The organism is Pseudomonas sp. (assembly GCF_050739935.1).
Classification (GTDB): domain Bacteria; phylum Pseudomonadota; class Gammaproteobacteria; order Pseudomonadales; family Pseudomonadaceae; genus Aquipseudomonas.
Window position 1 is genome coordinate 1 of sequence record NZ_JBOICF010000067.1, and the last position, 23,060, is coordinate 23,060.

Annotated in this window: 15 protein-coding genes and 1 pseudogene; 7 read left to right on the forward strand and 9 right to left on the reverse strand. The window is 59.2% G+C overall.

Translation table 11 applies throughout. From position 1 onward, the window contains the following. Positions 1 to 77: 77 nt before the first annotated feature. On the reverse strand, positions 78 to 1,028 hold the full coding sequence (locus ACRER8_RS13140; RefSeq protein WP_431746687.1) for an aldo/keto reductase: 951 nt from the start codon (positions 1,026 to 1,028) through the stop codon (positions 78 to 80). 585 nt (positions 1,029 to 1,613) lie between these two features. Between ACRER8_RS13140 and ACRER8_RS13145 the strand changes: the two are divergent. Together ACRER8_RS13145 and ACRER8_RS13150 are read left to right on the forward strand one after the other, a co-directional pair. Further along, a pseudogene (locus ACRER8_RS13145) lies at positions 1,614 to 2,201 on the forward strand (methyl-accepting chemotaxis protein); the annotation flags it as partial. Between the two features lie 342 nt (positions 2,202 to 2,543). Then, the gene (locus ACRER8_RS13150; RefSeq protein ID WP_431746701.1) at positions 2,544 to 2,759 is read left to right on the forward strand and encodes a PDC sensor domain-containing protein; all 216 of its coding nucleotides are present in this window, start codon (positions 2,544 to 2,546) and stop codon (positions 2,757 to 2,759) included. A 130-nt stretch (positions 2,760 to 2,889) separates the two neighbouring features. Here the strand turns inward: ACRER8_RS13150 and glgX are convergent, their stop codons facing one another. The 6 genes from glgX to glgA form a co-directional block, all read right to left on the reverse strand. After that, complete coding sequence (gene glgX / locus ACRER8_RS13155) at positions 2,890 to 5,076, reverse strand: glycogen debranching protein GlgX (protein ID WP_431746688.1); 2,187 nt, start codon at positions 5,074 to 5,076, stop codon at positions 2,890 to 2,892. A 172-nt stretch (positions 5,077 to 5,248) separates the two neighbouring features. Then, entirely contained in the window at positions 5,249 to 5,665 is a 417-nt protein-coding gene (locus ACRER8_RS13160; protein ID WP_431746689.1) for a DUF2934 domain-containing protein, read from the reverse strand. A gap of 17 nt (positions 5,666 to 5,682) precedes the next feature. Next, complete coding sequence (locus ACRER8_RS13165; RefSeq protein ID WP_431746690.1) at positions 5,683 to 8,481, reverse strand: malto-oligosyltrehalose synthase; 2,799 nt, start codon at positions 8,479 to 8,481, stop codon at positions 5,683 to 5,685. Beyond that, positions 8,478 to 10,547: a 4-alpha-glucanotransferase gene (malQ, locus tag ACRER8_RS13170; RefSeq protein WP_431746691.1), complete on the reverse strand. Its 2,070-nt coding sequence runs from the start codon at positions 10,545 to 10,547 to the stop codon at positions 8,478 to 8,480. Before malQ ends, ACRER8_RS13165 begins: the two co-directional genes overlap by 4 nt. Beyond that, positions 10,537 to 12,351, reverse strand: coding sequence for a malto-oligosyltrehalose trehalohydrolase (treZ, locus tag ACRER8_RS13175; RefSeq protein ID WP_431746692.1), 1,815 nt, complete (start codon positions 12,349 to 12,351; stop codon positions 10,537 to 10,539). The genes malQ and treZ overlap by 11 nt, the downstream gene beginning before the upstream one ends. A gap of 23 nt (positions 12,352 to 12,374) precedes the next feature. Continuing rightward, the gene (gene glgA / locus ACRER8_RS13180) at positions 12,375 to 13,961 is read right to left on the reverse strand and encodes a glycogen synthase GlgA (protein ID WP_431746693.1); all 1,587 of its coding nucleotides are present in this window, start codon (positions 13,959 to 13,961) and stop codon (positions 12,375 to 12,377) included. Positions 13,962 to 14,561: 600 nt separating this feature from the next. Here glgA and ACRER8_RS13185 point away from each other — a divergent pair. Beyond that, the gene (locus ACRER8_RS13185; protein ID WP_431746694.1) at positions 14,562 to 15,053 is read left to right on the forward strand and encodes a GNAT family N-acetyltransferase; all 492 of its coding nucleotides are present in this window, start codon (positions 14,562 to 14,564) and stop codon (positions 15,051 to 15,053) included. Positions 15,054 to 15,266: 213 nt separating this feature from the next. On the opposite strand, the gene ACRER8_RS13190 is transcribed toward ACRER8_RS13185, so the two are convergent. Together ACRER8_RS13190 and ACRER8_RS13195 are read right to left on the reverse strand one after the other, a co-directional pair. After that, complete coding sequence (locus tag ACRER8_RS13190) at positions 15,267 to 17,012, reverse strand: phosphoethanolamine transferase CptA (RefSeq protein ID WP_431746695.1); 1,746 nt, start codon at positions 17,010 to 17,012, stop codon at positions 15,267 to 15,269. Positions 17,013 to 17,351: 339 nt separating this feature from the next. Further along, positions 17,352 to 17,525 (reverse strand): DUF6026 family protein, encoded by a 174-nt coding sequence (locus ACRER8_RS13195; RefSeq protein ID WP_431746696.1) that lies wholly within the window; start codon positions 17,523 to 17,525, stop codon positions 17,352 to 17,354. A 312-nt stretch (positions 17,526 to 17,837) separates the two neighbouring features. Here ACRER8_RS13195 and gnd point away from each other — a divergent pair, with 312 nt between their 5' ends. The 4 genes from gnd to ACRER8_RS13215 are packed head-to-tail and all read left to right on the forward strand — an operon-like array spanning position 17,838 to position 23,028. Next, positions 17,838 to 18,815 (forward strand): phosphogluconate dehydrogenase (NAD(+)-dependent, decarboxylating), encoded by a 978-nt coding sequence (gnd, locus tag ACRER8_RS13200; protein WP_431746697.1) that lies wholly within the window; start codon positions 17,838 to 17,840, stop codon positions 18,813 to 18,815. Beyond that, positions 18,815 to 20,338: a glucose-6-phosphate dehydrogenase gene (gene zwf / locus ACRER8_RS13205; RefSeq protein WP_431746698.1), complete on the forward strand. Its 1,524-nt coding sequence runs from the start codon at positions 18,815 to 18,817 to the stop codon at positions 20,336 to 20,338. The genes gnd and zwf overlap by 1 nt, the downstream gene beginning before the upstream one ends. Continuing rightward, positions 20,335 to 21,153 (forward strand): HAD family hydrolase, encoded by an 819-nt coding sequence (locus ACRER8_RS13210; protein WP_431746699.1) that lies wholly within the window; start codon positions 20,335 to 20,337, stop codon positions 21,151 to 21,153. The genes zwf and ACRER8_RS13210 overlap by 4 nt, the downstream gene beginning before the upstream one ends. Before the next feature lie 54 nt (positions 21,154 to 21,207). Next, the gene (locus tag ACRER8_RS13215) at positions 21,208 to 23,028 is read left to right on the forward strand and encodes a glycoside hydrolase family 15 protein (protein WP_431746700.1); all 1,821 of its coding nucleotides are present in this window, start codon (positions 21,208 to 21,210) and stop codon (positions 23,026 to 23,028) included. The last annotated feature ends 32 nt before the right edge of the window (positions 23,029 to 23,060 follow it).

Here is a 23,060-nt window from a genome sequence, read left to right on the forward strand (position 1 = left end):
CGCTACCGCCGACAAGCCGTGCGGCCATGGGCCAATCTACGTCTGCCGAGCGATCAAACGGGCTCAGAGCACCTCATTCAACGCGGTGAATTTAACGCTGAAAATTGCTCCGCAGTGAGTTTCAGGGTGGCTGCCTTGGCAAAGCTCGCCACTTGCTCGACGCTGGTGGCACTGGCAATCGGTGCAGTGACGCCGCGGCTGCCAATGATCCAGGCGAGTGCGACTTCCGCTGGTTTGGCGCCATGATCGGCTGCCACGGCATCCAGAGCGTTCAGCAACTTCAGGCCCTGCTCGTTCAGGTATTTCTCTACCCGGTCAGCGCGTTTGCTGCTGCCGAGGTCCGCTTTGGAGCGGTATTTGCCGGACAGAAAACCCGAAGCGAGGCTGAAATAAGTCACCACGCCTATGTTTTTTGCGATGCACAGCTTTTGCAACTCGCCTTCAAAAGCCGACCGGTCGTAGAGATTGTATTCCGGCTGGATCACCTGGTACGCAGGCAGGTCTTTCTCGCTTGCCGTTTTCAGCGCGGCCGCCAGCAACGGCGCGTCGTAATTGGAAGCGCCAATGGCATTGATTTTCCCGGCGTTGCGCAGCTCGGCGTAGGCGGCCAGGGTTTCTTCGTGGGGCGTTTCCGGATCCGGCCAATGCGAAAAATACAGGTCGATATGGTCGGTGCCCAATCGGCTGAGAGAATCTTCCACGGCTTGCAGGATCCAGCGTTTCGACAGGCCCTTCTTCTCCGGCGAGCCCATTTCCGAGCCGACCTTGGTGAAGATCGTCACCTTGTCACGCATTCCCGGACGTTGCTTGAGCCAGCGGCCGATGATGGTTTCGGATTCGCCGCCGCTGTTGCCGGGAACCCACGCCGAGTAGACGTCGGCGGTGTCGATGGCGTTGAAACCATGATCGACGAAGGCATCGAGCACTGCGAAGCTGGTCTTCTCGTCAATGGTCCAGCCGAACACGTTGCCGCCGAACACCAGTGGGGCGATGTTCAGGCCGGTGTTGCCGAGGGGACGTTTGAGCATGACTTTCTCCTTTCTGAGGGGCGCAGCCGCGCTAGGCGAGGCCGACACGTATGCCAGGTGGCTCGAAAGTGGACATTCAAGCACCGTCCATGTTCATGAACTGTTCGATGAAATCTGCTTAACCCACATTTTGCTCTAGCTGACGTCTGAGCCGATCAGGATCTTTCCATGCGCGAGCCGGTTCACCATCAAGCGCTTGCACCAAATCAGCCAACCACAAGTCGCCGACGCTTCAAAACGGGGATTCATTGGTCGCCAGGCAAGCGAAGACAGGCGTCTGATACGACTGCCGCATGATGGCACTGTGCTTGCAGGACTTTCGGCTCACAGGTAGGGGAATGCCGAATGTTTACACTGCGCGCCAACAAACGCCGGGCTCAAGACGATGATGCTCTGAACCTGTTGTTCGAGAACCTGGATCTGACGGCGCAGCTGTCTGAACATTCACCGCTTAATGTGCGTCTGAACGGCTTCAGCCAAACACTGCATGGCCGCTTGGCGGAAAGCCTCGCCGCTTCGGTGGATATCGCTGCCCATGCACCTGAACTCGCACGCATCGCCCGCGCTACCGAGCAGAGCGGGCAAATGCTGGCGCAGGCCTCGGAGCTGATCGCCAGTGCCAGCGAGCAGGTCAGCACATCCCTGGACACCGAACTGGTGCCGGGCGCTGCGCAAGTGGCCCGGCTTTCCAGCGAAGTCACGCTGACCCTGCGCCAATGCCAGCAGACCGGCGAGCAGGTGTTGGGTCAAGTGGACGCCATCGGTGTCAGCGAACAGAAGCTTGAGGCTGTGATCGGTCAGTTGTTCGGTCAGCTTGAAGAAGTCAGCCAAGTGCTCGGGGTCATTGCCAGCATCTCGCAGCAAACCAATTTGCTGGCCCTCAACGCTGCCATCGAAGCGGCTCGTGCTGGCGAACACGGTCGAGGTTTTGCGGTGGTGGCCGACGAGGTTCGACGACTGGCGGGGCACACCACCGAATCCACGGCACGGGTCAGTCAGATCATCGAGCGTTTTCGCGCCGACATGGATCAACTGGGCGCGGCGGGCAAGATCATGCATACGGCGGTCGCCGATGGCCGCGTGAGCATGACGCGCATGGGCGAGGACCTGCTCAGCACCCAGGCGGCCATGGACCAGCTGGATCAGCGTGTAGGTCATATTGCTTCAGGCACAGAACACATTGGCATCGCGGTCCATCAGATCAACCGCGACGTGCAGAACATTGCCGGTGTCGCTGCCGAGTTGCTGGGCAATGCGGGGCAGGTGCTGACTCACAGCGACGCGGTGCGCAGCAGCGGCGATCATCTGTTGAATGGCCTGGGTGGGTTTCGCTTGCAGATGCACAAGGCAATACAGGCGACTGTGGAATGCCTGGGTAGCGAAGCGGCGATGCATGGCGATCTGCATACCGCCGAACGCTTCATGCACGACACGTTGCAACGCGATCATCGATTTGAGCTGTTTTACATGGTCGATCGCAACGGCACGCAAATCAGCGAAAACGTCGGCCTGCAGATGGACAGCAAAGCGCCGAGCTGCAAAGGGCGCAATTGGGCGCAGCGGCCCTGGTTCAGAGAAGTGGCGGAACAGCTCACCAGCTACATCACCCCCGTGTATCGCTCCTCGGCGACCGATGCGTTTTGCATCACAGTGTCGGTGCCGATCTTTGCCGCAAACGGGCAGTTGCACAGAGTATTGGCGGCGGATGTGAGGCTGTCGGCGCTGATGTAACAGGAGGAAAGGGTGGGTCTGGCCAGCGGTGACGTCCTCAAGACCGCCGCCGCTGACAAGCCGTGCTGCACAGTAAGTACCGAAAGCCTTCAGGAGGACTGAATCATCCTAAAGGTTAACGTGCCGCTTCTTACGCCTGCTCTTCCTTGTGCAACTCAAACAGCAACAGCGAGCGCGGCGTCACGGTGTACTCGGTGCCGAATTCGAAATGCTCCTTGCCACGAATCTCAGGCTGGTTGGTGTCGATCAGGCTTATCCAGTTCACGCCTTCCGGTACTTCCGGTAGGGTGAAATTGACGCCTTCATGGTGCGAGTTGACGATCAGCAGCATGGTCGCTTCGGAGCCGCGACGGCGGATGCCGGTTTCCTGCGCCCGGCCATCCATGACCATCCCCAGGCAACGCCCGTTGGCGTCTTCCCATTGTTCGATGGTCATTTCCTCGCCACTTGGCGACAGCCAGGTCACGTCCTTGACCCCCAGCTCTTCATTGTAATCGCCGACCAGGAAACGCCCGCGACGCAGGATCGGGTATTTGAGTCGCAGCTTGATCAGGCGCTGGACGAAGCTGTGCAGAGCCTTGCCGTCTTCGTCCCATTCCCAGTCGACCCAGCCTATTTCACTGTCCTGGCAATAGGCATTGTTGTTGCCGTGCTGAGTACGAGCGAACTCGTCACCGGCTACCATCATCGGCGTGCCTTGGGAGAACAGCAGCGTAGCGAAGAAGTTGCGCATCTGACGCAGGCGCAGGGCATTGATTTCCGGATCTTCGGTTGGGCCTTCCACACCGTGGTTCCAGGAACGGTTGTCGTTGCTGCCGTCCTGATTGTCCTCGTCGTTGGCTTCATTGTGTTTGTCGTTGTATGACACCAGGTCATGCAAGGTGAAGCCATCGTGAGCGGTGACGAAATTGACCGACGCATAGGGTCTGCGGCCGCGCTGGTTAAACATGTTGCCGGAGGCCGTCAGGCGGCTGGCGAGGTCGGCAAGCTGACCTTCGTCGCCTTTCCAGAAGGCACGCACGGTGTCACGGTATTTGTCGTTCCATTCGGCCCAGCCTGGCGCGAAATGTCCGACCTGATAGCCGCCCGGACCGCAATCCCAAGGCTCGGCAATCAGCTTGACCTGGCGCAGTACCGGGTCCTGACGACAGGCCACGAGGAAGCTGTGACGCTCGTCGAAGCCGTCGTGATAACGCCCGAGGATGGTGGCCAGGTCGAAGCGGAAGCCGTCCACGTGCATCTCGGAAGCCCAGTAACGCAGGGAGTCGGTCACCATCTGCAGTACGCACGGGTGGCTCAGGTCCAGTGTGTTGCCAGTGCCTGAATCGTTGATGTAGAAGCGCTTGTCGTCCGGCATCAGGCGATAGTACGAAGCGTTGTCGATACCGCGCATCGACAGGGTCGGGCCGCGTTCGTTGCCCTCGGCGGTGTGGTTGTAGACTACGTCGAGGATCACCTCAAGCCCGGCATGGTGCATGTGCGCGACCATTTCCTTGAACTCGGCGATCTTGCCGTGGGCGAGGAAGCGCGGGTCGGGGGCGAAGAACGCGATGGTGTTATAGCCCCAGTAGTTGGTCATGCCCTTTTGCAGCAGGTGCTGGTCGTTGACGAAGGCATGAATCGGCAGCAGCTCGACCGATGACACACCCAGACCCTTGATGTGCTGGATCACGTCGTCGACCATCAGCCCGGAGAACGTGCCTTTCAGTTCATCAGGTACGGACGGGTGACGCATGGTGAAGCCGCGCGTGTGGGTTTCGTAGAAAATGGTTTTTTCCCACGGCACGTTGACCCGCTGATCGCGGCCCCAGGTGTAGGCAGGGTCGATGACCTTGCACTTGGGCACGAACGGCGCACTGTCACGTTCGTCGAAGCTGAGATCTTCGTCCGGGTGACCGATGGTGTAACCGAACAGCGCTTCCGACCATTTCAGTTCGCCGACCAGTTGTTTGGCGTAGGGGTCGATCAGCAACTTGTTGTGGTTGAAGCGATGACCGTTTTGCGGGTCATATGGGCCGTAGACACGGTAGCCATATACCAGCCCTGGATGGGCATCGGGAAGATAGCCGTGAAAGATTTCATCGGTGTATTCCGGGAGTTCGATACGCTCGAGTTCAGTCTCGCCGGTGGAGTCGAACAGGCACAGCTCAACCTTGGTCGCATTGGCCGAGAAAATCGCAAAGTTGACCCCTAGGCCATCCCAATTCGCGCCGAGTGGGAAGGGTAGTCCCTCACGAATCCGCGACGCGGTGACTTCAGGGCTGTCGGCCTTGCTGGATTCATTCTTGGGGGCGGTAGTCTTTTCTTGCTTACTCATGGGGATTCCTGACGTTCGAATGATTTCCTGAAGGCGAACAAAGCCTTTGTCGCAGGGATTGCGGCATTACTGTAAAAACCGGCAAGAGGGTACCGCAGGGGGAAAGATCGTTTTAAGGCGATCCCTGCGGTAGGAGTCTGCGATGCACTGGGTCTTCGTTTAAAACGAAGACTCAGGGTGCGGGTGGCTTGGCCGCCGTTGATGCTTTCTTTGCCGCCGGTTTCGCGGCAGGTTTTGCGGCGGGCTTGGCTTTAGGCTCCGCGCCGCTGGCTGCCGTTGTCTTCGGTTGGGCCGGGGCCTTGGCTGCCGATTTCGCCGCAGGCTTGGCAGCCGGCTTGGAAGTGGATTTTTCAGCAGCCTTGGTTGCCGGTTTTGCTGCAGATTTGGCGGCTGCTGCCTTCGGCTCGGCTTTGCCCTCGGTCTTAGGCTTGGCGGCCTTGGAAGACGCAGCCTTTTTCGGCGCCTTCGCTTCGGCATCTGCCAATTTGCGCGCCATCTCCCAATGACGAGCATCCTCGCCATGGGGCTTGCCCTCCGTTTCCCATATTTGGTGGGCAAGCTCTTTGATTCTTTTCTCGTCGGCACTCATCTCGACACTCCCGGGTATTACAAGGTTTGAATAAACAGATTCACGGAAAATTCCTTGAGCGCTGCGCTGAGCGACAATTCCTTGTTGTGTGTGACTGTAGCCTGCGCAAAAAGTCCCTTCCAATTTGGATTTGCTTCAGCGAACGGCAGGATGATCCGTGTGTCGCCCCAATTTGCTGCATTGATGAATGGAGTTTGCGCGTTACCCAATAGTTCAGCCGGCAAACGTGGTATCACAACAATAGCCCGCTTATCCTCCTTTTCCCGGGCAAATGCCAGGACGTGTGCGGCCTGTTCGCCGACCACCTCGAGCGGTTGATAGCTGCCCTCACTGAACAGGGTTGGATATTGACTGCGCAGCATCAGCACTTGCGCGATCAAAGCCTGTTTGATCCGGCCGTCCTGCCACTGGGCGAGCAGCTCGGTGAGCGCTGTGGAGTCGCTCAACGCACGTTGACGAGCGGGGTAATCCACCGGACGACGATTGTCCGGGTCCACCAGGCTGAAGTCCCAGAATTCGGTGCCCTGATAGAGATCAGGCACACCGGGCACGGTCATTCTCAGCAAAGTTTGCGCCAGACTGTTCAGGGCACCCGCCGGGGCGATCCGGTTGGCGGTCGCTCCGATGGATTGACGCAATGCGACCGCGTCCGGGCTGAGCAACAGTTGCTGCAGAAATTCGCGGCAAGCGGTTTCGTAGGGCTCGTTGGGCGCGCTCCAGCTGCTTTGCAATTTGGCTTCGCGCAGGGCTTTTTCCTGCCATTGGGTGAGGCGTTTGGCGTAGTCCTCGAAGGCGTCTTCACCTTCCATGTTCAGCGGCCAACTTCCCAGGATCGCTTGGTACAGCATCAGTTCGTCACCCGGACTGATGTGAGTATCGCCCTGCTTCAGCGGTGCTGAAAGCTGTTGCCAGCGTTCTACCTGTTCGCAGTACCAGGGAGCGGTTTCGCTGAGCACGGCCAGACGGGTGCGAGTATCCTCACCGCGCTTGTGATCGTGGGTTGCAGTGGTCAGCAGGTTGTTCGGAAAGCTTTTGCCGCGCTCGATGCACACTTCATGAAAAGCCTCGGGTGGCGCACTGAAATGTTGCGGATGGAAGCCCACATCGTTGCGCGAAAGAAGCACGGCGGAACGATAGAACGACGTGTCTTCCACCGACTTTGCAGCGACGGGGGAAGTGAGTTGCTGGAAGCGATTGCAAGCCTTGCGGCGCATTTCGCGCAGGGGGCCGCTCGGGTAGTCGCGCAGGCTTTCGCCGCCCAACCAGCGCTGCAGATAGTCCAGCACCGGCCAGTCACCTTCGCTGAGCATTTCTCGCGCGCCATTCATGGCCTGCTGGAAGAAACGATCGTCTTCCGCCGAGCGCCCGCAGGCAGTGATGTAGGTGCGGTAAACGGGGAAGTTGCCCACCAGTGCCAGGAGCGCGCGGCGAATGGCGCCCAGGGTCAGGTCGCGGCTCATGACGTCGCTGCGCGCCACTTGCAGCAGCGCCTGGGCGAGGTTTTCGAAATCCCCGGCAAGGGTGCCGTGCAGCACCAGGTCCCGGGCTTCGAGCACTTCCTGATTGAAGTCCGCGGTGCGGCCGCTGATGCGGCTCCACAATTCGCCCAGTGCCTCTTCGCCGCGCGGATCATGCTGCAGCAGCGACACCTGGTTCATGAATTCATAGCCAGTGGTGCCGTCGACATTCCAGTCCTTGCGCACCTGTTCGTCGGTACCCAGGATCTTCTCGACGAAGATCGGCACATGGCTCAGTTCGGTGCCCTGTGGACGTTGGCTGAGCAGGCTCTCGACCCGTCGATGCAATTTGCGGCAATAGCCGCGCGGGTCAGCCAGGCCGTCGATGTGATCGATACGCAGGCCATCCACCAGGCCCTCGGCGATCAGTTGGAATATCTTGCCGTGGGTGGCTTCGAATACCTGCGAGCGCTCGACCTTGAGACCGCCGAGCTCGTTGATGTCGAAGAAGCGCCGCCAATTGATGTCATCGCCTGCGGTACGCCAGCTGGCCAGTCGGTAATCCTGGCGTTCCAGCAATTTATGCAGCCGTTCGAAACCTTCAGGGTTGCTCGAATCAAACTGCGCCAGGCCATTTTCGATCGCCTGAGCCAGTTCCGGCTCTGCCTTGAGGGCGGCCGCCAACGCGTCCTTGGCTTCCTGCGCTTCGTCGTAAGCCTGAGAGTTGCCATCCAGGCGCTCGAAACGCGCTGCCAATTCGTCCAGCTGCGGGCGTTTGGCTGCTCTGAGCAACGGCCCATAGGTGCCCGGATTGATCGGGAAGTGGTGCTGGTAATGCTCGACGCGAAAGCTGGCGTGCTCTCGGTCAAAGCGCAGCGGCACTTCATTGTTCTGCAAAACGGTGCCGTAGTCGGTGCTCAGGAACGGTAGCAGCAACTGGCCCTTGAGCAGTGGGTCGGGGGAATTCCACTGAATGTCGAAGAACTTCGCATAGGGGCTGAGCTGCCCCCACTCGAGCAGATCCAGCCACCAGGGGTTATCGGCGCCGCCGACGGCCATGTGGTTGGAGACGATGTCCAGAATCAGGCCCATGCCGTGCTTGCGCAGCTCGGCCACCAGACGCTGCAGCGCTGGCTCGCCGCCCAGCTCGGGATTGATGACCCGAGGATCGACCACATCGTAGCCATGCATCGAACCGGCCCGCGCCTTGAGCAATGGCGAGGCGTAGATGTGGCTGATGCCCAACTGCGCGAAGTAGGGCACCAGGACGGTGGCGTCGTCCAGGGTGAAGTCTTTATGAAATTGCAGACGCTGTGTCGCGCGCAGTGGTTGTAAGGGTGGATTTACTGGATGACTCATTGATCGCGCTCCGCGGCCTGTTGACGTGCTGCGGCAAGGATTTCCAGACGACGCGCCGCGTTAGCGTCGTCAAGCAATGTGGCGCTGTCGCCGGGTAGACGCCGGCGCCAGTTGGGGTGGCTGTCGATGGTGCCCGGGAAGTTGGCCTGCTCCTCGATACCCAATGCATCTTCGATGGGCAGCAGCACCAGCGGGGCGCGGGTGTGGCCCAGATAGCGCACGCTGCCATCGATGATGTCGCTGGCGTCACTGTCATGTGTGCCGTAGTTCTGCTGTAGCGCCGCGCGCAGGCCTTGGCGTTCGCGCTCGCGAGTTGCGCGCCAGTTGCGTTCGGTGTCGTCGTCGATATGGCCAAGGGTCTTGTTCCAGTCGATATCCAGCTCGCTGAGCCAGCCGGTCAGCGTCGGCAGGTCGTGGGTACTGGTGGTTGCCAGAGCATCATCGGACCATTTGATGATCGGCTTGAAGCGGGCGTTGTCCTGTTCGAACAGCAGCACTCGCATGCCCAGAATTCCGCGGGACGAGAGCTTCTCGTGCAAGCCTTCGGGCACCGTGCCGAGGTCTTCGCCCAGCACCACTGCCTTGTGGCGCCAGGACTCCAGGCACAGTAAGCGCAGCATGTCCTCCAGCGGGTAATTCAGATATGCACCCTCGCTCGCCGGTGAATCCAGAGGCACTACCCACAGCCGCTGCAAGCCCATCACGTGGTCGATGCGCAGCCCGCCGGCATGGGCGAAGTTGGCCCGCAGCATTTCAATGAACGCGCGAAAGCCATTGCGCTTCAGGCCCATGGGCGAGAATGCCGAGATGCCCCAGCTTTGCCCGGAACGATTGAGGATGTCAGGCGGCGCGCCCACCGTCAGTGCCGAGAGCAACTCATCCTGACGACTCCAGGCCTGGCTCCCCGCACCATCGGCGCCCACCGCGAGATCGCCGATCAGGCCGATGCTCATGCCGCTGCTGCGTGCGGCGGTCTGGGCGCGCTCGAGGCCGCGTGCGATCAACCACTGCGCGAAGGCATGAAAACCGATGTGATCGCGATGGCTCTCGGCAAATTCATCGATGGCCTTGCTGCGCGGATTTTTGTATTCCTCTGGCCAGTGATGCCAGTTGCCGCTGATGCCCAGGGTCTCACCCTCGTCGCGCAGGGCTTCGAAGCGACAATGATTCTCCAGTGCTTCACCGCCGGCATGGCGGAAGCTGTTGAAGTCCTCATGCAGCGGATGACCACTGCCGATAAACGAAGCGTACAACGCGCGATAAAGCTTCCATTTGGCAGCGGCGGCTGCAGGCCAGTCGATCAGGGGCAGCGCTTGCAGACGTTTGAGCTCGTCGCCCAGACCGGTTTCATCAATAGCCATGCGCACGGCGCGCTCACCCAGAATGGCGCCGGGTGCGGCATACAACGCATTAAGGAACAGGCGGCTGGATGGCGAATAAGGGCTGAACTGCTCCCTGTCATTGGAAAACATGGCATGAACCGGGCTAATGGCGATCGCTGCCGCGCCGCGTTCGCCTGCTGCGCGGGCAAAATTTTCCAGCGCCTGAGTGTCGCCAAACCCGCCATCGCCTTCGCGACGCAGGTAATACAGCTGCATTGTCAGGCCCCAGGCGCGAGGCTGGCTGAGCTCGGTGGCCTGAGCCAGGGTGTAGGCCGTCTTCGGCGCGACGGCGATGGTCAGGTGCTGATCATTGATCGTCAGTTGCTGATAACCCACGGTGGCCAATGCGGGTAATTCAGCCTTGGCGGTCAGCTTGGCGTCCAGGCGCGACCCATCCTCCAGTTCCAGCACGAACGGGGTGTGCGGCTTGAACCAGGCCGACAGGTCCAGGTTGCTGCCGTGGTCGACTGTCAGCAGCGGCGGAGGGGTAGTGGACAGGCTCTGATCCTGCAATTGCTTCAGGCTTGCAGCGATCTGCTCATCGTTTTGAGCGGGATAGCCAAGGCCGTCGAGAACCTTGAGCAGTACCTCGGGGCTGACTCGTTGTGGTCTGGCGTTGGCGTCTTTCCAGTCCACGGATAATCCGGCTTCGGCCGCCAGCATCTCCAGTTGCTCATTGCTCATCCTGTTCCTCCACAACGTCACTCGATATCAGGCTGACAATGGCCGTGTATGGATTGAGGTTGCCGTGCTGGGAAAGTTCTGCCGATTTTGGATGGGACTCATGGAGAACCTGCTGGACGCTGTGCTCGTCGATCTGCACGCTGTGTTCACTAAGGTTCAGGTCGATGCGCAGGATGTAGCCATCAGCCAATTGCCAGCGTGCGCTGATTGCCTTGTCGGCCAATACTTCAGCGCCGAGCGCTTTGGTGTCTTCAAGCCGGGGTACGATTTGCTCGCGGCGAACTTGCAACAGCTCGCGATACAACGCCAGCCAGCTGCGATGATCCTGACCCTTGTCGGTCTCCAGCAGCAGGGCGTCGAACGCGGGACGCGAGGCCTCGAAGGTTTGCAAGGCGTTGGGATCGGGGATGCGTTCGCGCTTGGCCGGGTCCGCGAACGCCGCGAAGTCGGCAAACTCCCCCCGGCGACCTTCACGCACGGCGTCAGCCAGTTCGTCATGGAAATCGGTAAAGAATAGAAACGGCTCGCTGGCGCCCCATTCATCGCCCATGAACATCAGCGGGATCATCGGCGATAGCAGCAGTAGCGCAGTGGCGGCTCGCAGCGCCTGGGGCGGGCACAGTTGCACGAGCCGTTCACCCAGCGCGCGGTTGCCGATCTGGTCATGGTTCTGCAGAAACAGCACGAACGAAGTTGGCGACAGGTGCGCACTCGGTTCGCCACGGTTGTGCCCGTGACGGGTGGCCTCGCCCTGATAGACAAAGCCCTCGCCGAGCAGACGCGCGAGCTTGTGCGTCGGCTGTTGCGCGAAGTCGGTGTAGTAGGCATCGGTTTCGCCGGTCAGCAGCACATGCAGGGTGTTATGCCCGTCGTCGTTCCACTGTGCGTCGTAGTCTTGTTCCAGACGATGGGCTTCGTTGAATTCGTTTTCCAGCATCAACCAGATGTGGCGCCCGGATGGGGTGAAGTCCCTGACCCGTTCGGCCAGTTCTTTAAGGAAAGTAGGGTCTTCGATGGCGTGCACCGCATCAAAACGCAGGCCGTCGAAGCGGTAGTCCTGTAGCCACATCAGTGTGTTATTGATGAAGAAATCCCGCACTTCACGGCGGCGGAAATCAATGGCATCACCCCACGGGGTTTTCTTGTCGCTGCGAAAGAAATGCTTGGCGTAGGCGCCGAGATAATTGCCGTCCGGTCCGAAATGGTTGTAAACCACGTCGAGAATGACTGCCAGACCCAGGCCGTGGGCGGTGTCGATCAGGTGCTTGAGTTGCTCGGGCGTGCCGTAGGAGGACTGCGGGGCATAAGGCAAGACGCCGTCGTACCCCCAATTTCGGTCACCAGGGAACTGCGCGATGGGCATCAGCTCGATGGCCGTGATGCCGGTGTCGACCAGGTGTTGCAGATGTTGCTCGACGCCAGCGAAGCCGCCAAGGGCACCGACATGCAGTTCGTAGATGACCGCTTCGGCCCAAGGGCGTCCGCTCCAGGCGTCGTGCTGCCATTGATAGGCATCGGGATCGACGACCACGCTGTAGCCATGCACTTCGTCGACCTGGGCCCGGGAAGCCGGGTCAGGTACGTTGAGGTCGTGGTCGATTTTGTAGCGATAGTGTGAGCCGGCCGGGCATCGTGTTTCCAAGACAAACCAGCCATCTTCCTGCGGAAGCAGGGCCTGTGACGGCCCGTTCTCTATCTCGATGCTTACGTATTCCGCATCCGGTGCCCAGAGGGCAAACCGGGTATGTTCGGAATCCAGCAGGACGGCGCCGTGGCGCCAGTTCTCATCCGTGCGCGAAGGCATCCGTTACCCCTTTTAGTCATCGATCAGTAATGCAGTGCAGCACCTACGTTCTTCTTCAGTAGTTCCTGATAGAGGTCGGCATAGGGCTCCACCGCTTTGTGCCAGTCGAACGGTGCAGCCATGGCACGGCAGCGCATCGCATTGAGCAGCGTTGGATTGGCGAAGACATTGAAAGCGCGGGTCAGCGCCTCGGTGTAGCTTTCAACAGTGGATTCGTCGAACAGAAAGCCGGTGCAGCCGTCTTCGATGGTGTCGGCAAGGCCGCCGGTACAACGTGCCACGGGCAGCGAACCGAAGCGTTGAGCGTACATCTGGCTCAAGCCGCAAGGTTCATAGCGCGACGGCATCAGCAGGAAGTCACTGCCGGCGAACATGCGACGGGCGTCGGTCTCGTTGAAGCCCACACGCACGCCGATCTGCCCTGGAAAGCGGGCGGCGAGGGCGCGCATGGCGTCTTCTTCTTCCGGCTCGCCACGACCGATGATCGCGATTTGGCCACCGTTGTTGACGATGTACTCGGCAACGCCGATGGTCAGGTCCAGACCTTTTTGATACACCAGGCGCGAAACAACCGCGAACAGAGGCCCGGTGGATGGCTCAAGTTCGAACAGCTCGCGCACATAGTCGGCATTGATTTCCTTGCGCGTCCATTCGTTGGGCGCAAAACGGCAAATCAGATGATCGTCGGTGGCGGCGTCCCAGCTTTCATCGATACCGTTAGGGATGCCGCTGAGCTGACCGCGATTGGCTTTGCTCTGCAGAAAACCCTCCAGGCCGCAACCGAAGTCTGACGTGGTGATTTCCTTGGCGTAAGTCGCGCTGACGGTGGTGATATGGCTGGCATAGGCCATGCCGGCCTTGATAAATGACAGCTTGCCGTAGAACTCCATGCCGTCCGGCCCCAGCGCTGAATCTGGAATACCCAGTTCACGGCTCGATGCGGTGCTGACGAAACCCTGGTAGGCCAGGTTGTGGATGGTGAAAATGCTTGGGGTGCTCTGTCCGCGCCACTTCATATAGGCCGGGGCCAAGCCCGCTGGCCAGTCGTGAGCGTGAACCAGCTCTGGGCACCATTGGGTTTTCACCGCTCCTGCGGCGAAATCGGCTGCTGCCAGGCCCAGCCGTGCGAAGCGGATGTGGTTATCGGACCAATCACGGCCCTGGTTGTCGCCATACGGCGTACCGTCACGTTCATATAGCTCCGGGCAAATCAGCACATAAATGACCAGACCGTCTTTCATGTCCATTCGGCCGATCTTGCAAGGAGGCAGCGCGGCATGCCCGCTGAGTTCGCTGATGATGTGAATCGGATTACCGCTATTGATGACCTGTGGATAGCCGGGAATCAGCACGCGTACATCGTGCAGGTGGCGCATGGCGCGCGGCAGTGCAGCAGACACATCACCCAGACCGCCGGTTTTCACCAGATCGGCCATTTCCGAAGTCACGAACAGGATTTTTTTCCGGTTCGCCATGGATATGCCTGGTTGTACAGGGGGCAGTTGCAGCAGAGGTGCGCTCGTCGTTGCGAAGACCGGCAGATGGGTCAGCTCGCTGGCCGGCTGATTAAAACTCTCTCCCTTCTGGGTTTTGACAGCGGCACTAATCATCGTTTTCTCCCATTCGATACGCAGTGTTGGTACAGCACTTGATTTGTAATCGGCCATTTCCTATGGCCAGGCACACAAGACCTACGCAAGATCGATACCCATTTACCGACTGCATAATGAAGGACAGGGTGAAAGCGGCCTCTGCTCGGGCGTTATCCAATAGCATAGGCGCTCTAATCAGCTGACCCAGCGCGTCTGTAGAAGTTTCGACTTTTTTTATCGGAAATGTCTGGCATGCGGCACTGCGGGTTGTTGTAGGAAAGTATCCAGGCCGCTACAAAATATCTCTAACCGCCAAATGCGCCGTCCCGGCGCACGATTCACTTATCAAAAGCTTTTACTGCCGCTGGTCGGATTGTTCGACAATCAAGGCGGGGGCGCCAGCGAAGCATAGTCGCCTTTGGTTTTTTCGCGACTGGCTGGTCATAGAATTCTTACTTTGCCTTTTCTCGGTGCGAGACCGCTCAATTCTCGTGCGTAATGAGAAAATTCCTACTTCTGTATCGGGAAATTTTGGTGCGCTCCACGGTAGAATCCTGAGCACGCGGCAACCGGGCTTCCAGTCCTTTGCCTGTTACCCCCTAGTTGTTGAGGAAAGCAATGCAAGCCCCTGAGGTGCTGGTCCTGCAAGCCAGCTATAGCAATTCGGTCCACGCGGAAGCCATTGGTTTTCTGCTCGATCAATACGCGACAGACGCCATGGGCGGCGGGCAACCACTGTCTCTGGATACCCGTCAGCAACTGGCCATCGAACTCGCAAAACGGCCTCACGCCTTCAGCGTGCTTGCGTTTATCGCCGGAGAGCCCGTGGGACTGGTCAACTGCTTCGAAGGTTTTTCCACCTTCGTCTGCCGCCCGTTGGTGAACATTCACGATGTGGTGGTCATCGCGTCGGCCCGTGGTCAGGGCATCTCCCAGAAGATGCTGGCCAAGGTCGAAGAGATCGCTCGCCAGCGCGGCTGCTGCAAGCTGACGCTGGAGGTGCTGGAGGGTAACGAGGTCGCCCAGGGCGCCTATCGCAAGCTCGGCTTCGCTGATTACCAGCTCGACCCGCAGATGGGTCGTGCGCTGTTCTGGCAGAAGCCGCTTTAAAGGCAATCCTCCTGTAGCGACACGGCTTGACGGCGGTAGCGGTCTCATCGACGTCGCCGCTCGCGAGCCATGCTGTCATTGGGTCAGCGGCGCAGGGGTGGCTGAGGCGCTGAATCACGACATACCCCTCCACGCCACCCCACATTCTGCAAAAAACAAAAAGGCCCGCATTTCGCGGGCCTTTTCGTTCATTAACGTTTTACCTGCGAGACCCTACCGCTTGGCCACCTCAGGCACCGCATCGGGTTGCTTCGCAACTTTCTCCATCGCCGCGAAATCGCTCAAACCCTTCTGCGCATAAGGATCGCCAATCAGTCTTGGACGCGCCTTGAAGTCCAGGCTGACCAGACTCCGGGTAGTGTCCAACTCATCGAAACTCAGCCCGGCCAGTTGCGCCCAGGTGTGGATCAGGTTGGAACTGGTGTATGGGCGATTGTGGATGCTGTCGAAGTTCCAGTCGTGGGTCTCCCGCCATTTGGGGGAGGCATAGGCAATGAACGGCACCGTATACATCGGAATCGTCGGTTTACGCTCATTACGGCCCAGCGTGTCATGCCCGGCGGAGTCGTACACATCTTCCCCGTGGTCCGACAGATACAGCAGGAAGCCGTTAGGGTCAGCTTTGCTGTAGGTCTTGATCAGGCTCGACACCACGAAGTCGTTGTACAGCACCGCATTGTCGTAGCTGTTGTACATTGCCAGCTTGCTATCATCGATCGCCGCCGGTACACCTTCACGGCCGGTGAATTTCTCGTACTGCTGCGGGTACCGATACTGGTACGCCATATGCGTGCCCAACAGATGGACAACAATCAACTTGCGCGGCGCAGCATCGGTAAGCGCCTTGGCGAACGGTTCCAGCACATCGCCATCGTACTGGCGAGCGTTCTGGTTACGGTTGTTGTTCAAGTAGATCTGCTGATCGGCCTGCTCGGAGAAGGTGGTGAGCATGGTGTTGCGCTTGGTCATCGTCTGCTGGTTGGTGATCCAGAAGGTCTTGTAGCCTGCCTGTTTCATCACACTGACGATGGACGGAGTCTTCAGATATAGATCCGGGTTTTCTTCATCGGCAAAGGTCAGCACCTGTTGCAGTGCTTCGATCGTGTACGGGCGTGGGGTGATGACGTTATTGAAAACCTGTAGCTGATCTTTCATCGCATCCAGGTTCGGCGTGGTCTGCCGCGGATAGCCATAAAGATGCATGCGTCCCCGGTTGGTCGACTCGCCGATCACCAGCACCAGCGTGGTTGGCAGACCTGCCTGCTGGTCCTTGAGGTTTTTCAGCGGCGCGATGTTGCTGCTGGTGGTGAGCATGTCCTGCATGCTGTCGAGTTGCTGGGTATAGCGATGATAAGCGACCAGCATTTGCCAAGGCACGGCAGGCTCGATGCGCGATTCAAAGGCTTCCAGGCCTGCGGCAGTGGTATCGAAACGCGACATCTGCTTGGCCAGCGGATAGCCGATGATCGCGACCAGCAGCGCGGTGGCGACGACCCACGCGCGGCCGCGGGGCATATACACCGGACGCAGACGGGTCCAGAGGAAAATCGCGAAAGCGGTATGGGCGATGAACGCCAGCACAATCCACCAGGCGAAGTATTGGGTCATGTACTCGCCCGCTTCAGAGATGTTCGACTCGAACATGATGAAGATGACGCTCTGCGAAAATTCCTGCTGATAAATGAAGAAATAGCCCAGGCTGGCCATGGAGCAGGCCCACAGGACCACCCCGATCACAGCTGCCATGATCCGGGTCTTGTTGGGGAACATCAGCATCGGCGCGAGCCAGATGCCGCTCATTACGAACGCCTGACGAAAGCCCGAGAACCCGGTGATGCCGGTCAGCTGAATCAGTAGTTGCGTGATACCGGAAAAATACCAGAAAAATAAGAACAGCCAGGCCACACCAGCCCAGTCAAACCCTTTCGGAGTCGTGGTGCTCCGTTTCATTGTTGCCATCAGGCGCTCCAGCTATGGATCTATCCAGCGGCTACACCGCTACGTCGTTTGCAATGGAAGATGATCTGCGGGCAGCAGGGTGCCGGCAGAGATTCCACAGAGGGGCGGGAGTATGGTGACTGTCAGGTGAAAAAAATGTGAGATGGACGTCAGATGCGTGTGGAAGTGCTCAAGATCGGCATTTTGCGAGGAGGTTGAACGTTACCGGATGTGTTTGGTCGGACAAGTGACCGCTGGGGATAGGGCGATAAAACGGTTGGATTGGGCGGAGCGGGTAAGCCTTTCGGAAGGGCAAGCCAGCGGATTGGGCTTGCCTCAAATCAGCAGAGGCGGAGCGAATCAGGCCTGAAGGGCCCTGCCACTATTGGCGAGCTGAGAGTGTTGCAGCATCAGGGCCATCTGGGCGACTTTCTTTTGCAGCTGATCGCGTTCTTCTTTGAGCTGGCGCAATTCGTCGCGACGAACGGTAACGTACAGAGTTTGTGGAACGCTTGCTGGTAGTACATTGCCCATTGCTCACCTCGCAAATGGCGGATTCAACTTCGTAAGGTTCAAGCAATGACGTGTTCGTAACCCGACTTGTTCATGCTCCTACCTCTATCGGCGCGGATTCTGATTTCTTTTGTGGCAAAAGGGAACTTTTTTATTTTTTATTGTCGCGAACGTTTCTTAATCGCGAAAATAGCGGCCCAAAGCGGCTTTGACGCTCCAACATGAAACTATTTTCACCGGGAAACCTTCGTTTGCCTCCCCGGACTAACCCTACATGCGGCACTGGGCTATAAAATGGGGCACCCCTGTTTACGAATTAAGGAGCACCTCTACATGCAACTCGGGATTGTTGGACTAGGCCGCATGGGCGGCAACATCGCACGTCGACTGATGCTCAATGGCCACACGACCGTGGTCTATGATCGCGATGAGCAGTCTCGCACCGTGCTCGCCAACGAAGGTTCGACGCCAGCCGATGACCTCAAGTCGCTGGTCGCCGCGCTGGATAAGCCTCGAGCCGTCTGGGTGATGTTGCCTGCTGGCGCTCCGACCGAAGACACCATCAACGTCCTGGCTGACTTGCTGGATGCCGACGATGTGATCATCGACGGCGGTAACACTTTCTACAAGGACGACGTACGTCGCTCGCTCGCGCTCAAGGACAAGGGCCTGCACTACGTCGACGTCGGCACCTCCGGCGGCGTATGGGGCCTGGAGCGTGGCTATTGCATGATGATCGGTGGTGAAACCGAAGTCGTGAATCGTCTGGATCCGCTGTTCAAGACCCTGGCCCCCGGTATTGGCGACATTCCGCGCACTAAAGACCGCGCCAAGGATGCCGACCCACGTGCCGAGCATGGCTACATTCATGCAGGCCCGCCGGGCGCTGGGCATTTCGTCAAAATGATTCACAACGGCATCGAGTACGGGATGATGCAGGCCTTCGCAGAGGGCTTCGACATCCTCAAGACCAAGAATTCGGAAAACCTCCCCGCCGATCAGCGCTTTGACCTGAATCTGGGTGATATCGCCGAAGTCTGGCGTCGTGGCAGCGTGGTGTCGTCCTGGTTGCTGGACCTGACTGCCGACGCGCTGGCAACCGATCCACAGCTCAATGCCTACTCCGGCTCAGTTGCCGACAGTGGCGAGGGTCGCTGGACCATTGAAGCCGCCATGGAGCAGGCCGTGCCCGTTCCGGTACTGTCGACTTCGCTGTTCGCCCGCTTCCGCTCGCGTCAACAAAGCACGTACGGCGACAAGATGCTCTCCGCCATGCGTTTCGGATTTGGTGGTCATAAGGAACCAAAATAATGGGTTTAACCCGAAGCAAGCAAAAGGCTGCGGTCGCTCCGGCGACCACGCTGTTCCTGTTCGGCGCTCACGGCGATCTGGTCAAGCGGCTGCTGATGCCGGCCCTCTATAACCTGTTCCGTGATGGGCTGGTAGGCGAGGATCTGCACATTGTCGGCGTCGACCACAACACCGTCAGCGACAGCGACTTCGCCAAAAAGCTTGAGGATTTCATTCGCCAGGAGGCGGCCAGCAAGGTCGCCGAAGGCGGGAAAGAACCTCTTGATCCGGCGCTGTGGAGCAGTCTGGCCAAACGCATCACCTATATCACCGGTGATTTTCTCGACGACGCCACTTACACGGCCATCGACGAGAAGATCAAAAGCACCGGCACCGGAAACGCTGTGTTCTACCTGGCAACCGCGCCGCGTTTCTTCAGTGAGGTGACCAAACGCCTCGGTTCGTCTGGGCTGATGGGCGAAGGCGACGATCATTTTCGTCGCGTGGTGATCGAGAAGCCGTTCGGCCACGACCTGCCCAGTGCGGTCGAGCTGAACAACTGTCTGCTGAAGGTCATGAGCGAAAAGCAGATCTACCGGATCGACCATTATCTGGGCAAGGAAACGGTGCAGAACATTCTCGTCAGCCGTTTCTCCAATGGTTTGTTCGAGTCGTTCTGGAACAATCACTACATCGATCACGTGCAGATCACCGCGGCGGAAACCGTAGGCGTCGAAACCCGCGGCAGTTTCTATGAGACCACCGGCGCGTTGCGTGACATGGTGCCCAATCACTTGTTTCAGTTGCTGGCCATGGTCGCCATGGAACCGCCGGCGGCCTTTGGCGCTGACGCGGTGCGTGGCGAGAAGGCCAAGGTCATCGGTGCAGTCCGGCCCTGGTCGGAGATGGAGGCCCTGGCCAACTCGGTGCGCGGCCAGTACACCGAGAGCAGCATCGGCGGCAAGAGCGTGCCCGGCTACCGTCAGGAAGACCGCGTCGATCCCGACAGCACGACGGAAACCTATGTCGCGCTCAAGGTGATGGTCGATAACTGGCGTTGGGTGGGCGTGCCGTTCTACCTGCGCACAGGCAAGCGCATGAGCGTGCGCGACACCGAAATCGCGATCTGCTTCAAGCCTGCGCCGTACGCGCAGTTTCGCGATACCGACGTCGATCGTGTGGAGCCGAACTTCCTCAAGATCCAGATTCAGCCGGATGAAGGCATGTGGTTCGACCTGCAGGCGAAGAAACCGGGGCCGACCCTGGATATGCAGACCATCGAGCTGGGCTTTGCGTACAAAGACTTCTTTGAAATGCAGCCATCGACCGGTTATGAAACACTGATCTATGACTGCCTGACCGGTGACCAGACCTTGTTTCAGCGCGCCGACAACATCGAAAACGGCTGGCGCGCAGTACAGCCGTTCATCGATGCCTGGGCGAAAGAACCGCAAGTCGAAACCTACCAGGCAGGTGAGGATGGTCCTTCGGCCGCCGATGAGCTGCTCGGTCGCGACGGCCGCAGTTGGCAACGTCTCGGATGAGCGATCCGGCGCAGCCCCTCATCCGTTTCCTGTTGTCCGACATTGATGGCACGTTGCTGCGGCCCGATCACAGCCTGAGTCAGGCCAACATCGACGCCGTACGCAAGTTGCACGAGGCCGGAATCCATTTCACTGTCGCCAGCAGCCGGCCGCCGCGTGCCATGCGTCAACAGATCGCCGCCCTGGGCATCGATCTGCCGACCGTGGCCTTCAATGGCGCCAATATCATCAATCCCGACGGCAGCCTGCTCAAAGCCCATCGCATCGAGCCCAAGGCGGCGCGCAGCAGTCTCGAGTTGTTTGCCGGTGAGAAGGTGGCGGTATGGGTATTCGCCGACGACCAATGGTTGCTGACCGACCCGCAAGGGGATTACGTCGAGCATGAGCGCAACACGCTGGGTTACGACTTCGTTCAGGTCGATCACTTCGATGATTACATTGATCGGATCGATAAGATCGTCGCCGCCAGCAAGGATTTCGAATTGCTCAAGCGACTCGAAATCCAGCTCAATCCGCTGATTGCCGATACAGCGCTGGCGGCGCGCTCGCAGTCCTATTACCTGGATGTCACGGCGCTGGATGCCAACAAGGGCACGGCGCTGGAAACCCTCGCTGAGGAGTTGGGGGTGGCGTTGGCCCACACCGCGGTCATCGGTGACGCTGGCAACGACGTGGCGATGTTCCTGCGTGCAGGACTGTCGATCGCGATGGGACAGGCGGAAACCATGGTCAAGACCCAAGCCAACTACGTAACGGGCAGCAATCTGGAGGACGGCCTGGCGACGGCCATCGAATGTTACATCCTGCCGCGCTGAACACGCGGCGTTGCTGCGACTGTTTCTGTGTACACCAAGAGGGAACACTGCCCCATGGCTGTATTGATTGAAGATTACGCGCTGCTCGGCAATTGCCGCACCGCAGCGCTGGTGGCCCGCGACGGGTCGCTAGACTGGTTGTGTTTTCCGCGTTTTGACGCATCTGCCTGTTTTTCCGCCCTGCTGGGCGACAGTGATAACGGGCGCTGGAAGATCGCGCCCACCGATAGCAAATGCAAATCCCGGCGCAGTTATCGCGACGGCACATTGATTCTTGAAACCGTGTTCAGCACCGATTCAGGTTCTGCCATGCTGCTGGACTTCATGCCCATGGCAGAAAGCAGCAGCGTGGTCCGAATGGTGATCGGTCTGGAAGGGCGGGTCGATTTCTCGATGGATCTGGCAATCCGCTTCGACTACGGCAGTACCGTGCCTTGGGTCGAAAAGCGTGAGCCGCACACCATGACGGCGGTGGCCGGTCCGGAAATGCTGGTGCTGCATACCCCTTCTGAACTGCACCCGCTGGATCATCACACCGAAAGCCAGTTCACGGTCGAGGCCGGTCAGCGCCTGGGCTTTGCGCTGGGCTGGCAGGCGTCACATGAGCCCGTCCGCAAACGCTTCGATATCGAACAGGCGCTGGAGCAGACCGAGGGCTTCTGGCGCGAGTTCTCCGATCGTTGTCCCGATGTCGGACCCTGGACCCATCAAGTCAAGCGTTCGCTGATCACCCTCAAGGCTATGACCTACGCGCCCACTGGCGGCATCGTCGCGGCGGTGACCACGTCATTGCCTGAGCAACTGGGTGGCGAGCGCAATTGGGATTACCGCTTCTGTTGGCTGCGTGATGCGACCATGACGCTGCTTGCCTTCATGAACCTGGGCTACTACGAAGAGGCGACAGCCTGGCGTAACTGGTTGCTGCGTTCGATCGCGGGCAATCCCGAGCAGATTCAGATCATGTACGGCCTGGGCGGTGAGCGACGCTTACCGGAGTATCAGCTGCCGTGGCTGAGCGGCTACGAGAACTCTCGTCCAGTTCGCGTCGGCAACGCCGCCGCGATACAGATGCAGCTGGACGTCTACGGGGAAGTGGCCGACGCTATGATTCAGGCGCTGAAAAGCGGCTTGCCTCGACTGCCGCGCAGTACCGAAATCCAGAAGGTAATCATGCCGTTTCTGGAGAAGGTCTGGCACTTGCCAGATGCCGGAATCTGGGAGATTCGTTCTGAACCCCAGCACTTTACCCACTCCAAGGTCATGGCCTGGGTATCGTTCGATCGCAACAGCGGGTTGCTGGCGCAGAGTGACAATCCTGAGGACCGCGAGCGTGGCCGGCATTACCGGTTGATCGCCGACGAGATTCATGCCGACGTCTGCACGCACGGTTACAACGCCGAGCTAGGCAGCTTCGTGCAGACCTACGGCGGCAAGGCGTTGGATGCGAGCCTGCTGCAGATTGCGCTTACCGGGTTCTTGCCGGTGGACGATCCACGCGTTACCGGCACCGTGGCGCAGATCGAGAAGGCTTTGCTGCAGGACGGGTTATTGCTGCGCTACGACAGCGAGCGCACCACGGACGGGGTGTCGGGCAGCGAAGGCACCTTTTTGGTCTGTTCGTTCTGGCTGGCTGACGTATACGTGCTGCAAGGACGGGAGCAGGAAGCCAGTGACCTGTTCGACCGGCTCTGTGGTCTGTGCAATGACGTGGGCCTGCTGGCCGAGCAGTACGATCCGCGGGCCGGGCGCATGCTGGGCAACTTCCCTCAGGCGTTCAGTCATATCGGGATCATCAATACCGCGCTGAATCTGCATCGCGTGGTGTGCCCGGTGAAAACCAGGGCGGGTGCGGGTGCGGAGGCTGAGGCTGGCTGAGCGCCATTTCTGTAGCAGCGCGGCTTGCCGAC

Excerpts from the sequence above, each read along its gene's own strand:
- treZ (WP_431746692.1), bottom strand. The coding sequence starts at position 12,351 with ATGCCTTCGCGCACGGATGAGAACTGGCGCCACGGCGCCGTCCTGCTG.
- ACRER8_RS13160 (WP_431746689.1), bottom strand. The coding sequence starts at position 5,665 with ATGAGTGCCGACGAGAAAAGAATCAAAGAGCTTGCCCACCAAATATGG.
- ACRER8_RS13165 (WP_431746690.1), bottom strand. The coding sequence starts at position 8,481 with ATGAGTCATCCAGTAAATCCACCCTTACAACCACTGCGCGCGACACAG.
- ACRER8_RS13185 (WP_431746694.1), top strand. The coding sequence starts at position 14,562 with ATGCAAGCCCCTGAGGTGCTGGTCCTGCAAGCCAGCTATAGCAATTCG.
- ACRER8_RS13195 (WP_431746696.1), bottom strand. The coding sequence starts at position 17,525 with ATGGGCAATGTACTACCAGCAAGCGTTCCACAAACTCTGTACGTTACC.
- zwf (WP_431746698.1), top strand. The coding sequence starts at position 18,815 with ATGGGTTTAACCCGAAGCAAGCAAAAGGCTGCGGTCGCTCCGGCGACC.
- ACRER8_RS13140 (WP_431746687.1), bottom strand. The coding sequence starts at position 1,028 with ATGCTCAAACGTCCCCTCGGCAACACCGGCCTGAACATCGCCCCACTG.
- ACRER8_RS13150 (WP_431746701.1), top strand. The coding sequence starts at position 2,544 with ATGGACAGCAAAGCGCCGAGCTGCAAAGGGCGCAATTGGGCGCAGCGG.
- malQ (WP_431746691.1), bottom strand. The coding sequence starts at position 10,547 with ATGAGCAATGAGCAACTGGAGATGCTGGCGGCCGAAGCCGGATTATCC.
- glgX (WP_431746688.1), bottom strand. The coding sequence starts at position 5,076 with ATGAGTAAGCAAGAAAAGACTACCGCCCCCAAGAATGAATCCAGCAAG.
- ACRER8_RS13190 (WP_431746695.1), bottom strand. The coding sequence starts at position 17,012 with ATGGCAACAATGAAACGGAGCACCACGACTCCGAAAGGGTTTGACTGG.
- ACRER8_RS13215 (WP_431746700.1), top strand. The coding sequence starts at position 21,208 with ATGGCTGTATTGATTGAAGATTACGCGCTGCTCGGCAATTGCCGCACC.
- gnd (WP_431746697.1), top strand. The coding sequence starts at position 17,838 with ATGCAACTCGGGATTGTTGGACTAGGCCGCATGGGCGGCAACATCGCA.
- ACRER8_RS13210 (WP_431746699.1), top strand. The coding sequence starts at position 20,335 with ATGAGCGATCCGGCGCAGCCCCTCATCCGTTTCCTGTTGTCCGACATT.
- glgA (WP_431746693.1), bottom strand. The coding sequence starts at position 13,961 with ATGATTAGTGCCGCTGTCAAAACCCAGAAGGGAGAGAGTTTTAATCAG.